The organism is Pseudidiomarina sp. (assembly GCF_048267825.1).
Lineage (GTDB): Bacteria > Pseudomonadota > Gammaproteobacteria > Enterobacterales > Alteromonadaceae > Pseudidiomarina.
The window spans coordinates 270,876-285,641 of the sequence record NZ_JBLWWR010000001.1; the positions used below are offsets into that span (position 1 = coordinate 270,876).

General features: G+C 47.3%; 12 protein-coding genes. 1 reads left to right on the plus strand and 11 read right to left on the minus strand.

All coding sequences use genetic code 11. The features are described from left to right. Nucleotides 1-24 precede the first annotated feature (24 nt). Nucleotides 25-2,964, plus strand: a complete 2,940-nt coding sequence (gene rne / locus ACN0UN_RS01355; protein ID WP_417658377.1) for a ribonuclease E — start codon at nt 25-27, stop codon at nt 2,962-2,964. A gap of 68 nt (nt 2,965-3,032) precedes the next feature. Here rne and ACN0UN_RS01360 read toward each other — a convergent pair whose 3' ends face one another. From ACN0UN_RS01360 to pspB, 11 genes are all read right to left on the minus strand, one after another. Then, complete coding sequence (locus tag ACN0UN_RS01360) at nt 3,033-5,504, minus strand: prolyl oligopeptidase family serine peptidase (protein WP_417658378.1); 2,472 nt, start codon at nt 5,502-5,504, stop codon at nt 3,033-3,035. A gap of 108 nt (nt 5,505-5,612) precedes the next feature. After that, nucleotides 5,613-6,254: a maleylacetoacetate isomerase gene (gene maiA / locus ACN0UN_RS01365; protein WP_417658379.1), complete on the minus strand. Its 642-nt coding sequence runs from the start codon at nt 6,252-6,254 to the stop codon at nt 5,613-5,615. A 16-nt stretch (nt 6,255-6,270) separates the two neighbouring features. Next, the gene (locus ACN0UN_RS01370) at nt 6,271-7,296 is read right to left on the minus strand and encodes a fumarylacetoacetate hydrolase family protein (RefSeq protein WP_417658380.1); all 1,026 of its coding nucleotides are present in this window, start codon (nt 7,294-7,296) and stop codon (nt 6,271-6,273) included. A 6-nt stretch (nt 7,297-7,302) separates the two neighbouring features. Next, the gene (locus ACN0UN_RS01375) at nt 7,303-8,448 is read right to left on the minus strand and encodes a homogentisate 1,2-dioxygenase (protein WP_417658381.1); all 1,146 of its coding nucleotides are present in this window, start codon (nt 8,446-8,448) and stop codon (nt 7,303-7,305) included. Continuing rightward, the gene (gene hppD / locus ACN0UN_RS01380; protein ID WP_417658382.1) at nt 8,441-9,505 is read right to left on the minus strand and encodes a 4-hydroxyphenylpyruvate dioxygenase; all 1,065 of its coding nucleotides are present in this window, start codon (nt 9,503-9,505) and stop codon (nt 8,441-8,443) included. The genes ACN0UN_RS01375 and hppD overlap by 8 nt, the downstream gene beginning before the upstream one ends. A gap of 334 nt (nt 9,506-9,839) precedes the next feature. Continuing rightward, nucleotides 9,840-11,390 carry a transcriptional regulator TyrR gene (tyrR, locus tag ACN0UN_RS01385; protein WP_128351605.1) on the minus strand — a complete coding sequence of 517 codons (1,551 nt, stop codon included), beginning with the start codon at nt 11,388-11,390 and terminating at the stop codon, nt 9,840-9,842. A gap of 101 nt (nt 11,391-11,491) precedes the next feature. Continuing rightward, a complete protein-coding gene (locus ACN0UN_RS01390) occupies nt 11,492-11,836 on the minus strand; it encodes a 4a-hydroxytetrahydrobiopterin dehydratase (protein WP_417658383.1) in 345 nt (114 codons plus the stop codon). Nucleotides 11,837-11,865: 29 nt separating this feature from the next. Then, entirely contained in the window at nt 11,866-12,669 is an 804-nt protein-coding gene (gene phhA, locus ACN0UN_RS01395; protein WP_417658384.1) for a phenylalanine 4-monooxygenase, read from the minus strand. Further along, complete coding sequence (gene megL, locus ACN0UN_RS01400; protein WP_417658385.1) at nt 12,662-13,903, minus strand: methionine gamma-lyase; 1,242 nt, start codon at nt 13,901-13,903, stop codon at nt 12,662-12,664. Before megL ends, phhA begins: the two co-directional genes overlap by 8 nt. Before the next feature lie 213 nt (nt 13,904-14,116). Then, on the minus strand, nt 14,117-14,512 hold the full coding sequence (gene pspC / locus ACN0UN_RS01405; RefSeq protein ID WP_417658386.1) for an envelope stress response membrane protein PspC: 396 nt from the start codon (nt 14,510-14,512) through the stop codon (nt 14,117-14,119). After that, nucleotides 14,509-14,745 carry an envelope stress response membrane protein PspB gene (gene pspB, locus ACN0UN_RS01410; protein WP_417658387.1) on the minus strand — a complete coding sequence of 79 codons (237 nt, stop codon included), beginning with the start codon at nt 14,743-14,745 and terminating at the stop codon, nt 14,509-14,511. Before pspB ends, pspC begins: the two co-directional genes overlap by 4 nt. Between the last annotated feature and the right edge of the window lie 21 nt (nt 14,746-14,766).

Sequence of the window (14,766 nt, forward strand, 5' to 3'; positions counted from 1 at the left end):
GCCCGACATAATGAGTCACATACAATGAAAAGAATGCTAATTAATGCAACGCAGCAAGAAGAACTGCGCGTTGCGCTGGTTGACGGCCAGCGTCTTTATGATCTGGATATCGAAAGCCCAGGTCACGAACAGAAGAAAGCAAATATTTACAAGGGTAAAATAACCCGAATCGAACCAAGCTTAGAAGCTGCGTTTGTTGACTATGGCGCAGAGCGTCACGGTTTCCTGCCTCTCAAAGAAATTGCGAAAACTTATTTCCCTAGTGGTTATTCATTCTCTGGGCGTCCGAACATCAAAGATGTAATTTCGGAAGGCCAGGAAGTGATTGTTCAAATCGATAAAGAAGAGCGCGGCCAAAAAGGCGCGGCCTTAACGACCTTTATCTCCCTTGCCGGTAGCTATTTGGTGCTTATGCCAAATAACCCACGCGCAGGCGGCATTTCACGCCGTATTGAAGGCGAAGAGCGCAGCGAGTTAAAAGCAACCTTAGACGCATTGAATCTCCCAAATACTATGGGCTTAATTGTGCGCACCGCAGGTGTTGGTAAATCACAAGAAGAGCTCGAGTGGGACTTAAACGTGTTACTGCACCACTGGGAAGCTATTGAGAAAGCAGCGAACTCACGCCCTGCCCCGTTCTTAATCCACCAGGAAAGCAACGTGGTGTTTCGTGCTATTCGTGATTATCTACGCCGTGACATTGGCGAAGTACTTATTGATAACCCGAAGATTTTTGAGCAAGTACGTGAACACGTCACGTTAATTCGTCCTGATTTCGTTAATCGCGTAAAAATTTATCAGGGTGACGTTCCATTATTTAATCATTACCAAGTTGAAAGCCAAATTGAATCTGCTTTCCAACGCGAAGTACGTTTGCCATCAGGCGGTTCAATCGTTATTGACCCAACGGAAGCATTAACTTCAATTGATATTAACTCTGCCCGCGCTACCAAAGGCGGTGACATTGAAGAAACGGCCTTCCAAACCAACTTAGAAGCAGCAGAAGAAATTGCACGCCAATTGCGCCTGCGTGATGTTGGCGGCTTGGTTGTTATCGATTTCATTGATATGACACCTGCTCGCCACCAGCGAGAAGTTGAAAACCGTTTACGTGACAGCTTGAAACAAGATCGCGCTCGCATTCAATGCGCACGCATTTCACGTTTTGGTTTGTTAGAAATGTCGCGTCAACGTCTGCGCCCATCACTTGGTGAAGCGTCAAACCACGTGTGCCCACGTTGTACCGGCCACGGCACCATTCGTTCAGCAGAATCGCTGGCACTGTCAATTTTGCGCTTAATTGAAGAAGAAGCGTTAAAAGACAACACCATTCAAATACAAGCACAAGTACCTGTTACTGTTGCAACCTATTTGTTGAACGAAAAACGCCAATCAATTTTTGATATTGAAAAACGTCATGATGTATCCGTGCTGGTGATACCAAACCAACACTTAGAAACGCCTCATTTTGACGTGAAACGTTTACGTAGTGATGAGCTGGATGAAGCCAACAGCTTCACCTTAATTGAGAAGCCGGAAGATACCACCACCGAGATTGTGCTCAATAAAGACAAGCCACGCTTTGAAGAACCCGCATTAAAAGGCTTACAAGCGCCGGCTGCTCCAGCACCAACCGCTGCAGCAGACAAACCAGCCGCACAGAAAACTGCAGGGCCAGGGCTATTAACCCGTTTAGGTAAATGGTTAAGCGCACTATTTAGCAGTGAAGACGACGCGTCAAATAAAGACAAAAAGTCGACACAGCAACGCCCTAGTGGGAACAATCATCGCCGTAACAACCGTGGTGGTAACAACAATCGTCGCCGTGGTAACAACCGCAACCGCAACCGTGACGCCGATAAAGACGCCGCTACTGCGGATGCATCGGCCAAGCCAGCTGATAACAAGCCGACAAAAGACGACAACAAAGAACAACGCAATGAGCGCGGTGGTCGTCGCAGTCGTGGTGGCCGTAATCGTAATAAGCCAACCACTGAGCAACAAGATACGAGTGCTGTAGCAAAAACGGCCGAAGCCGCTGCCCCAGAAGCAGCCAGCGAAGAACGTAAACCAGCGAAGCCTAAAGTTCGCCGTCAACGTCGTAAACTGGAACAATCCGTACGTGTTGGTACCGAGCACAGTGATGCTGCGCCACAAACAAGTGCGCAAGTTGATGCTGCCGCAGAAGCAAAAGCATCGCAGCAACAGCCTCAGGCATCCACTGATGAAGCCAAGCCAGCGCCAGCAGCTACTGCAGTGGAACCAGCCGCTGAGCAAGCACCTGAAACCAAACCTGCAGCAGACGCGGCACCAGAAGCTGATGCAACGGAAACGGAATCAAACGATCGCAGCCGCAATCGCAGCCGCCGTTCACCACGCCATCAACGGGCTGCTGGTCAGCGTCGTAAAGCAGAGCAAGAAAATGGTGATGCGGAAGCTAAATCAGATGACGTGAAGGCGGATGAAGCTGTTACTGAAGCTCCTGCGGCGGTTGATACCGTTTCTGCTGAGCCTGAAGTTACAGCGGCACCAACTGCGCCTGAGCCAGAAATTGAGAAAACTGATGTCGTTAAGGCAGATGTAGCTGAAACAGAAGTTACCAAGCCAGCTACTGAAAAATCTGCTTCTGTTGAAGAAGCGCCAACGCCAACTGCTGAGCCTAAAGCCGCTGAACAACAACCAGCGAAAGAAGAAGTCGCTGAAGTAACTGAAGTGGCACCAACGGAAACAGCTGAAAAGCCTAAGCCTGCGAAGGCCGCCGAACCAGTAAAAGCAATTCATGTTCGCGGTAAAACCACCACCGCAGCAATGACTAAAGCCAGTTCAGTTGTGCGTACGGACAGCTTCACGCCGCTTAATGTTGCCGATAGCAGTGTACGATTGCAGTTTAGCAAAGACCCACGGGCCGCAAGCTTTGCCGAAGCGCGCTCAGTCACTTTTGCTGAAATGACTAAAACCCAATAAGGGTTAACAGGTAGTAAAAAAAAATCCCAGCTCATGCTGGGATTTTTTATATCTGAAACAAGCTAATGTTACTTCAGGTTTTCTTCAAACAATTTAAAGATACGACGGTACTCATCTAACCAACTTGAAGGCTGACGGAAACCGTGCGGCTCAACGGGGAAGATAGCCGTCTCAAAGTCTTCCTTTTCATGCTCGATTAAACGCTGAACAACGCGCACACTGTCTTGGAAGAATACATTATCGTCAACCATAGGTGAGTTAATCAGCAATGCATCCTCTAACCCTTCCGTGAAGTAGATCGGTGAACTACGACGGTATGCAATTGGATCATCGTCAGGCAAGTTTAAGATGTTTGACGTATAGCCCGTGTTGTAGTGAGCCCAATCACTTACTGGTCGCAACGCTGAACCAGCTTTAAACAGACCAGGTTCATTAAACAGTGCCATAAAGGTTAAGAAACCACCGTAAGAACCACCGTAGGTACCCATACGATTGGTATCAACATGGGTGTTTTCCCCTGCCCACTTCACCACATCTATTAAGTCTTCAACTTCAGGCGTGCCCATTTGGCGATAAATAGCGGTACGCCAGTCACGGCCATAACCCTTAGACCCGCGATAATCGAGGTCGAGCACCACATAGCCCTGCTCAGTTAAGAACGTATGAAACATAAACTCGCGCTGATAACCGGACCAACCGGCATGTGCATTTTGTAAGTACCCTGCACCATGAATAAATACCACCGCTGGATATTTCTCAGCACGGTTTGGATCATAGTCTTTCGGATAATAAACACGGGTGTAGATTGGGTCAGCAACATGACTCGACGCAATAGGTACAATTTCTGGGGCGACCCAGTCGTACGCCATGAACGTATCGGTTGCTGTGTGCGTTAAGCGCTGTGCTGATTTCGTGCCAACGGCTTGCACATAGAGCTCTTCGGGCTGCAACGCCGTTGAGTGTTTCACCAGCAGCTGGTCTTCTTGCGGACTCAGCTCATAGTTGTTTATGCCACCCAGTTCTGTCAGTTGTTCCAAAGCGGCACTATCGGTACGAACGCGGTAAATTTCATAGTTACCTGGATGCGGCTTATTCGCACTAAAATAAATGAATTCGCCGTTTCCACTCACAGTCGGGTCTTCAGTAACAAATTTTCCGCTGGTGAGTTGCTTGGTTTCGCCATCAAGTGGTTTTACATAAAGGTGCGAATAGCCATCGGCTTCTGACTGAAACCATAAAGTTGAACTCTTCGGTAAAAAGCCAAATTCATTATGGGTATAGTTAATCCAAGCGTCATCATGCAGGCGGTCTTGGTTGACCAGACGTTTGCCAGCGAAGTCGATACTCGCAATCCAACGGTCTTTGTTATCCCAAGCTTCCAGCATTACAGCAGCGTGTTGACCATCATCGGTCCAACGTATTGCACCTTCACGCCAGCCCCAGTCTTGCAATAGCGTAATTGGCCGCGGCTTTTGTTCAGATACGTAAGTTTTGCCCTGAGCAGCGTAGTTTTCGCTGCGCACGTCAGCAAGAACATCCTCATTCCAGCCCGGCAATGTGTTATAGGTTAACGTGGTTTGTTCGCCGTTACTTAAATCAAGCACCAGTACTTCATGCTCAACCGGCTTTGCATCGGCCACACGAGAGCGCACAGGCTGTGCAGCAACGCGACCATCGTCAGTTACATAGTTTGGCATGATATCGCCATCAGCGCGCCATTTTTGCGGTTCGCTAATCGCCACAATCAGCTTATCGCCAGCCGGAGATAAACTTGCTGCAACCACCTCTTTGCCCTGCCCCAGGTAGAATGGTTTAGGTGCCAGGGAATCATTTTTATTTTGAAGTGCTTGCTGCTGTTCAAATTGATCCGCTTTATTTTTCCGCTCAACTTGCACAAATTCAATTAAATCAAGCTGCTCGCGCGCAATAAAATCTTTAGGCTCGCTATTCGCTTCAGGCGCATCCGCAGTTTCTAAGGCCGCAATTTGTTGGGTTAGCCCAGTGTTCGGGTGAACCACAAAAAAGTCATTACCCTCACGATATGCAAGGCGACCATCAGTTAAAAATAGCAATTGCGACTGGCGTGCTTCGTCACGCGTTAACTGGCGGGTCTGCTTATTGGCGATATCACGAACAAAGATATTGCCTTCAAAGGTATAGGCGAGTAATGATTTGTCGCTGTTATACACACCATCGTTGTAGGCGTAGTTGTGAAGTTGGTCTAACGGCACTTGGTGCGCATCTTTGCCGACTGGCTGATGATACCAGTCGCGAAGCTGAGAGCCTTCACGCTTCTGTTGAAAAAGTACGCCACTGCCATCAAGCATCCAGTAGGCATTTTCTGGTGAACGTGCTACCCAGTCCTGATCCGCCATAATTTGGTTCAGTGTCAGCGCTTGTCCTGCAACAGCTTGGGTATTCTCTGCTGTTGCCAAAACTGCTGGTGGGTTACTTGCAGTTGAAGAAGTTGAGGCCTCGGTCATTGCGCATGAAGCACTCATTAACGCCGCGGCAATAGCTATTGCTACTTTTGTTTTCATTATTTTTATCCTTGTTAACCTAGCAGTATTAAGTCATTAATACCAAAATGCCCAGCAACTTACGAGCCGGGCATTTACTTGTTGCGATGAAACTCTCGGTTATTGCGGTTAGCTTTCAGCGTCAGGCTGTTTACTCGGGTGCGCGGCCGCAACCCAAGGCAATTCAATCAAGCGCGCGTAAATGGCACGAAGCAACGGATACTCATCCAGCGCAATACCAAAACGCTCCGCACTGTACACCTGTGGAACGAGACAAATATCTGCCATTGAAAAGTCGTCACCGACGCAGTAAGTGCCGGATACCTCTTCAAAATTTCGCTCCAATGCCGTAAAACTTTGCTTAAACCAGTGCTCTAACCACGCTTGTTTTGCCGCATCGTCTGCACCAAGTTCACGCACCAGATATTGCTGAACCCGCAAATTAATCAACGGCTGCAGTTCACTTGCAATGTCCAATGCTATTGCGCGAATGGCACCGCGCTTCTGCGCATTGCCAGGTAATAGCGAAGGCTTTGGATGTTTTTCTTCCAAGTATTCAATAATGGCTAATGACTGATGCAAAATAACCGTCCCATCCACCAATGTTGGCACTAAACCATTCGGGTTTAGCTGGCGATATGAAAGCTTATGTTGCTCGCCGCCTTCTTTGATTAAATGAACGGGAATGTAGTTATAATTTAGCTGCTTATAGTTGAGCGCAATACGCGCCCGGTAACTGGCGCTAGAGCGCCAGTAGCCATAGAGTTCCATAGAGTTGACTCCGCGATTAATCGTCAGACGGTGTGTACTGAACCACTTTTTGATCAATGCTGCCGAAAATGCTGTGGTTACTCGCGTCCGTCATTTCAATTTTGATGGTGTCACCAAATTGCATAAACCCTGTACTTGGTTGGCCGTCACGAATCGTTTCAATCATTCGAACTTCCGCAATACAGCTATAACCAACACCACCTTCTTCAATCGCGCTGCCATGATCCGTGCCTTGTTTATTCGACACTGTACCTGAGCCAATCACGGCACCAGCGCCTAAATGACGGGTTCTTGCAGCATGCGCAACTAATTGTGCAAAGTCGAAGGTCATATCTTCACCGGCATTGGGTTTACCAAATGGCTTACCGTTATAGTAGCTCAACAATGGCAAATGCACCTTGTTATCGCGCCATTTATCACCCAACTCGTCTGGAGTAACGGCTACCGGAGAGAACGCTGATGACGGTTTAGACTGGAAAAAGCCAAAGCCTTTACCTAATTCATTTGGGATTAATCCGCGTAATGACACGTCATTAACCAACATTAACAAACGAATGTAGTCACCCGCCTTCGCAGGTTCAACGCCCATAGGCACATCATCAGTAATGACAGCAATCTCGCCTTCAAAATCGATACCCCAGGCCGTGTCGGCCATTTCAATATCATCTTTTGGACCAAGAAAATCGTCTGAACCACCTTGATACATCAGTGGATCAGTCCAAAAGCTTGGTGGCATTTCTGCATTGCGCGCGCGACGAACCAATTCAACGTGATTCACATACGCACTGCCATCGGCCCATTGGTAGGCGCGCGGTAACGGCGACTCACACAAGCTTTCATCAAAATCTTGCGCATCACTAAGTTCACCGTTATTGAGCGCTTGATAAACCTTTTCAAGTTCCGGTGCTACGCCGTCCCAATCATCAAGAACTTCCTGCAACGTCGCGGCTAATGCCGGCACTGCTACTGCTTTTTTCAAATCGCGGCTAACCAGCATCAACTGACCGTCGCGCATTCCATTTCGATAAGTCGCAAACTTCATAATTAATTATGCCTTGTTGTCGTCTTTGGCTTTCCAGCTATTAACATAGTCAGGGTTTTCGACACTTGCGCACACATCGCCCATGGTTAAGGCATGGCGCGTATCGAGCATGACTGCCACTTCATCCGTAAATTTCTTGCGGTACTCTCGCCCTGCCTGAAATGCTTTCGGATGCGGGCCGTGCGTAAACCCAGCTGGGTGGAAGGTTACCATACCTTTGTCAATGTTATCACGGCTGAAGAAATCGCCTTCGTGGTAGAACAGCACTTCGTCGTAATCATCATTGTTATGATAGAACGGCACTTTAAGCGCACCTGGGTCCGATTCAATCGGACGTGGCACAAAGGTACATACCACAAAGCCGTCAGCGACAAATGTGGTGTGTGCCGAAGGCGGTAAATGGTAACGATGGCTCATCAATGGGCGAATATCGCGCCAATTGATGCGAACTGGCGCTAAATCACCGTGCCAGCCAATCGCATCCAATGGGTTAAATGGATACGTAATAACTGAAACTTCGCCATGGCGTTTCACCTGCACCTGCCAGCTTTCTTCACTGTATTGGGCCTTAAACGCATCATCGATATCCGGGGTATCAAGACAAGCTGGATCGAAAATAGCGTGATTGCCAACTAAACCCTTCTCAGGCAGCTGATACGCGCTATTTGTCGCTTCAATCATGACAATTTGCATGGCCTCAATCGGCTCTAATCGCCATGAAGTTGAACGCGGAATTGAAAAGTAGTCACCTTTCTCCAGCGTAATATGCCCGTAGTCACAATAGAGCTCACCGCGGCCTTCGTGAATAAATAGCAGTTCGTCACCATCTGCATTGCGAACCAAATAATCCATGGCGCGCTGACAATGCCAAATGCGAAATTTGCAATTCGCATTGTGCAGCAGCATCGGCACTTGCCAAGGAGACTCGGTTGCCACGTTGGTTAATTTGTTGAAGTCGAAATTGCGTGGTCGCAAGTCGCCTTCCCAGTTACTCCAACCTGTTGGAGCATGGCGATGATGAAAGTGCGTAGCGGGCCCAAAGAAACCGCTACGCCCTACTTCACGTTCATAGATCGCTTGCTCCGGAAAGTCAGCATGAGCCTGCTTTGAGGCCACACCAACTTGTTTCGGAAAGCTAATCCATTTACGCATCGCTCAATACTCCACGGCGGATTTGATCTTCTTCAATGGATTCAAACAAGGCTTTAAAGTTACCTTCGCCAAAGCCTTCGTTGCCTTTACGCTGAATGATTTCGAAGAACACTGGGCCAATCACTGTTTTGGTAAATATCTGCAACAAGATACCGTCTTTCATTGGCGCACCGTCAATCAAAATTTGTAACTCACGCAGTTGTTCAAGGTCTTCATCATGGCCTTCAACGCGCTCATTCACTTTGTCGTAGTACGTGTCTGGCGTCGGCATGAAGTCCATACCAATCTTGCGTAAATCACGCACTGTTTTGTAGATATCGTCTGAGGTTAAAGCAATGTGCTGAATGCCTTCGCCTTTATACTCGCGCAAATATTCTTCGATTTGCGATTTATCGTCGTGCGATTCATTAATTGGAATGCGGATCTTGCCACAAGGTGCAGTCATTGCGCGGCTGAGCAATCCAGTTAGCTTGCCTTCGATATCAAAGTAGCGAATTTCACGGAAGTTACCGATACGCTCGTAGAAGCCAGCCCATGTGTCCATGTTGCCACGGAATACGTTGTGCGTAAGATGATCAACTTCATACAAGCCTGCTGCATGATCTTTCATCTTCGCTTCCCAATTTTCATAGAAGTTAAAATCAGTTGCGTAAATGGAGCTATCGACGAAATAAAGCACACTTTCACCGATACCGTAAACCGCCGGAAAATCTTCCTCGCCTTCAGCAATATTACGCTGAAATGGTTTTGCGCCATTGGCAACAGCATGCTCAAATGCATGTTTCGCGTCTTTTACACGCCAGGCCATACCGCACACGCTTGGCCCATGTATCTTGGCAAAGTCTTCAGCTTGGCCACCAACTTCTGAATTGATAATGAAGTTGATGTCATTTTGCTTGTATAACCATGCTTCTTTCGATTTATGCTTTGCAACTTCGGTAAAGCCTAACTTGGTAAATAAGTCTTTCAGTGCAGCAATACCTGCAGAGTCAGGCGCTGTATATTCAACAAACTCGAAGCCGTCAGTTTGCAGTGGGTTGTAATTGATATCAGTCATAGTTTCCTCGTTATTCATTGGCGTGAACGCGTAGTTCGAATTTTTGGACGCGTTTAAAAAATTGATCCACTCTACTATGCGCATTTAGACTGCGTGACGCTAGACGCGCAGGTGCATTCGCTTGGTGGTTGGAAAAGCGACAATGTGTAAAGTATTTGATACAGATCAATAATAGGCAGGTTTGCGGGCGCTGTGTGTCAGCTTTTCAATACAAGTGACGTAAAGGCGTAAAGAAAAGAATACAACGACGTTAATCGTTAGTCGTTAATCGAACGCTTCGCTCTTCGTTAATTTAAAACCAACAACGAATAACGATTAACGATTAACGAACATCTTATTTCTTCCGCGTTTTCCCGATACCATAGTCACGTAATTTATTGGCTACCGCCGTGTGCGACAAACCCAGCTTCTTAGCTAACTGACGTGTGCTTGGATAACTCGGATATAAACGACGCAAGATGGTTGCCTCGAACTTCTTGACAGTTTCATCCAAGCTGCCTTCTTCGAGGTCTATCGCAACATTCTCTTGCAGGGTATCAGCGCCTGGCAGATAAATATCATCAACATCCAGTGTGTCGCCCTCAGACATGGATATTGAACGAAATAGCACGTTTTCTAGCTGGCGAACATTACCTGGCCACTGATACCGCTGCAATGCTTCGCGACAGCCCCGTGTCAATAACATCAAGCTGCGGCCCAGCCGCTGACAAGCCTGAACGGTAAAGTGTTCAGCCAAAATGGCGATATCTGACTTGCGGTCGCGTAATGGTGGCACCTGTAAGGTCAGCACATTCAACCGGTAAAACAAATCTTCACGGAAACTGCCCGCTTCAACCCGCTCAATTAAATCATCTTGAGCCGAACATATAATTCGAACATCGACAGTCACTTCCTCTTCCTCGCCAATGCGGCGAAAACGACCATCCTGGATAAAGCGCAGCAGCTTGGCTTGCAAGCCGTTGGACATCTCACCAACCGCATCGAGCAACACCGTGCCGCCATTCGCTTGCTCAAAAATTCCTTTTTTAGCTTCAGTATATGGACCCAAACTGCCTTTGCCGTGGCCAAATAATTCACTTTCAGCGACGTTATCGGGTAATGCAGCACAATTAATCGCTAGAAACGGTTTATCTGCGCGGTGGCTGGCTTGGTGGCATGCGCGTGCCAACAGCTCTTTACCGACACCCGTCTCGCCTTGAATAAGCAGTGGCACATTGAGCTCTGCCATGCGTGCAGCTTCTTTCAAGAGCCGTTTAATACTGGCGTGCTCACCCAATATTTGCGTGAACGCATCATGATTGATACCGCGCTGCCACTGTTCCACTAATGGCTGTGGTTTACAGGTAATAACGGCCCCAGCAAAACTGTTTTTACCGGTTTCATCAGCGACCCATACTGGCAGTAAATCCGCAAAATATTTTGCACCACCGGCACTAATTTGTTCAACGGTTGGTTCGGTCGGTTGCTTTTCCAACCAGCGCTGCACCGAAAAACCCGACAGCCATAAGCTTATCGATGTGCCGACTAAGTCCGTGCGGTTGTCACTTAACACCTGATGTGCCGCATCGTTTGCGATATCAATCACGCCTTTGCTGTCGACAGAAAGTATGGGGTCAGGAAGTTTACTCAGTAACAGCTTAAATTCGAAATGCTCGCGCTCAGAAGGCATGTAAGCAATTGTTTTTACGTCTTTTACGTTCGGTATTCTGCGAATTTCCGGCATTAAATGCTGAAAATCTTTAAATTCCAGTTCAGGAAAATTCAGAAAGATTTTCCCTTTCGGATCCACCTCAATGCCACGTAGATCGATTTCATGATCGCGGAGTATTTGTAATACATCTTGCGCAATACCAAGACGGTCGTCGCAGGTTATTTCCAGACGCATAAGCACAACTTCTGATGAGTGTTTTTGTAAACTTTAATATACACAAAAAAAGCCCTCGGGATAAGTATCCTCGAGGGCTTTTTTAAGTCGTCCGAGCAGTATTAATCTTGATTTAATACGCCGTCTGTACGGGCTGCCATAATAAAGTCGTTCTTGTGCAACCCATTAATGGCATGCGTCCACCACGTTACAGTTACTTTACCCCATTCGGTCACCAAGGTTGGGTGATGGAATTCAGCTTCAGCGATTTCACCCACTTTATTAGTGAATGCGAGCGCTTGTTTAAAGTTTTTGAACTTGAACTCACGCTCTAATTGCATCACACCATCGCGCACAACAGGCGTCCAATCGGGAATTTCACGAATCAACTCCGCAAGTTCTGCATCAGTAACTTTTGGTGCTTCAGCATTACATGCTTCACATTTCTGTTGTTTTAAATCAGACATTCGAATCCTCTATTTACATCAATCAGGAGTTAAGCAGCGTCAGTTTTCGGTTTTGGTGGAAATTTCGGTTCGAACAAACCTAACTCCATCGCTTCACGAACTAACGCCATAATATCTAAATCAGCAATTTCAAATAATTCTTCGGTACTGCCAATGGTGTAATAAATCGGCTGCATGATATCAATTCGATAAGGTGTGCGCAGCGCGTCTAATGGCACCAAAGGTTTACGCTCGGGCTTATCGCTATTGATTGCATATTCGGTTTCGCCTGGTGACGATAAAATTCCACCTCCATAAATACGTAAGCCATCGGCAGTTTTTAACAAGCCAAATTCTACCGTAAACCAATACAAGCGCGCTAAATAAACGCGCTCTTTAGGTGTCGCATTTAAACCAAGCTTGCCATACTGGTGCGTAAAGTGCGCAAACGCTGGGTTTGTCAGTAACGGACAATGCCCAAATATCTCATGAAAAATATCAGGTTCTTGCAAGTAATCAAATTCTTCACGCGTACGAATAAAGGTGGCAACCGGAAATTGTTTATTCGCTAACAACCGGAAAAACTCGTCAAACGGAATCAGAGCCGGAACTTGAGCAACCTGCCAACCTGTTGTCGATTGCAGCACTTCGTTCACTTCATGCAACTGTGGTACGCGGTCTTGTGGCAAATCGAGTAGTTCAAGGCCGTGCATGTATTCATCGCAAGCCTTACCTTGAATATGTTTAAGCTGGCGCTCAACAAGATCGTGCCACACGGCATTATCCTCATCACTCCAGGCAATAATGCCATTCTCATCGGGCTGTCTTGAAACATAGTTGCTTTGTTTACCCATAGCGGACTTGTTCCCCTGTAGTTTGTGTTTGGCTATTTTCGCAAGCAGCGAATGCTTGTTCCAAATCAGCGATAATGTCATCAGTGGCTTCAAGGCCAACCGAAATACGAATAAGTGTGTCGCTAATACCCGCCGCAGCGCGCGCTTCCGGCGTGTAAGGCGAATGCGTCATCGACGCAGGATGCTGAATCAATGTTTCCGCATCGCCTAAGCTCACGGCAATTGTTATCAGTTGCAGGCTATCCAATAATTGCTGTGCTGTATGTATGTCGCCATGCAATTCAAATGCAATCACAGCACCAGCGCCATGCATCTGCGTTCCCATTAAAGCTTGTGCTGGGTGGTCACTGAAGCCCGGAAAATAAATCGATTTCACCAACGGCTGCGCACGCAAGTACTCAGCTACTTTGACTGCATTTGCGCAATGACGTTCCATACGCACATCCAGTGTTTTTAAACCACGCAAAATGAGCCATGCGTCATGCGGGCTCATGGTTGCCCCCATATCCTTAAGCGTGGTGAGTTTGATGAGCTCAATGTCTTCTTCGCTACCACAGACGATACCGGCCACTACATCACCGTGCCCATTCAGGTATTTGGTGGCGCTGTGCAATACAAGGTCAGCGCCATGCTTACCTGGTTGCTGCAACAGTGGCGTCATAAAGGTGTTATCTACCACTAACCGTGCATTGCGTTCATGTGCAATATCGGCAATCGCCTGAATATCTATAACTTTCAAATGTGGGTTAACGGGTGATTCTAAAAATACGAGTTTTGTCGTATCGCGCATTGCAGCGCGGGTTTGTGACAGGTTCGCCATATCGACAAAGTCGACCTCAATGCCAAAACGCGTGAATAAATGTGAGAACAGCGCGAAACTGCAACCATAAATGGCATCAGAAACCACGACATGGTCACCGTGCTGCAGGAACGCCAGCATACTCGCCGAAACAGCTCCCATGCCCGTTGCAGTTGCCGCAGCAGCAGGAAACTCTTCAAGCGCCGCAACCCGTTGCTCAAGTTCAGTAACTGTCGGGTTACCGAGCCTGCTGTATATGTACCCTGGTTCCTCACCCGCGAAACGCGCTGAGCCTTGCGCCGTATTTTCAAATGAAAATGTCGCAGTTTGATAAAGAGGCGCAACCAAAGCGCCGTGCTCATCCCGGCGTTTACCACCGTGAATAGTCAGCGTCGCTGGCCGCCATTGCGTTTTGTCTTTGTTATTAGTGCGCATTGGCAGAAAATCTCCTTGTTGTAGGCCAACAGATTGCATTCACCCCTGTTTGAACGCAACAGTGAACTTTGATGTCGATCATATTTTGCTGTAACGGAAATTTTCCACCCGCATAAAAAAACCCGCTGCAGGGCGAACCTATCAGCGGGCTACTCACGGTGTTCCTGGCCGAAGCCATTATCTGATATTCATGTGTGCGCTGTGTTAAATCTGTTACAAACGATCCAGTTCGCGATCGATCTGATACGCATTGGATGTTACATAGCGTTCCATCTTTTGCAGCGAACGTTCCAGCTCATTAAATTCCTGCGTAATTTCCTGAAACGCGCGCTGTGGTGGCTCGCCGGCTTGCCAAACTTTCGTCTTAACACCAATGTTGTGATGCGTATGGCTTACCGGTTGAGGCTTTTTTTCGTCAAGAATAAACCACATAGCAATATAGATGACTAAGACGAAACTTGAACTGAAAATCAATGCCGTGACCGCAATAATGCGTACCAACCAAACTTCAATATTAAAGTAGTTCGCGATACCCGCGCATACTCCGGCAATCTTACCGTTGGCTTTATCACGCGTTAAGGTTTTGCGTTCTTTGCAATCGTTACTCATGCGCGCTCCCTCCATTTCGGTGATTCGGCATCAAGAATTGATTCTAAGGTTTTTATGCGGTCACGCATACGCTCTGCCTGGTGAGCAAGTTCTTGCAGTTGCAACAACTCTTCTTGGCTCAAACCTTGACCGATTTTGCGTTGGCTACGGTAATGCATAATGATCCATATTGGTGCCACAAAGATCATAAAAAGAATTATCGGAGCGCCAATCATTGGGACTAAAATATCCATGTGTTTCTCGTCTCTCGTTGT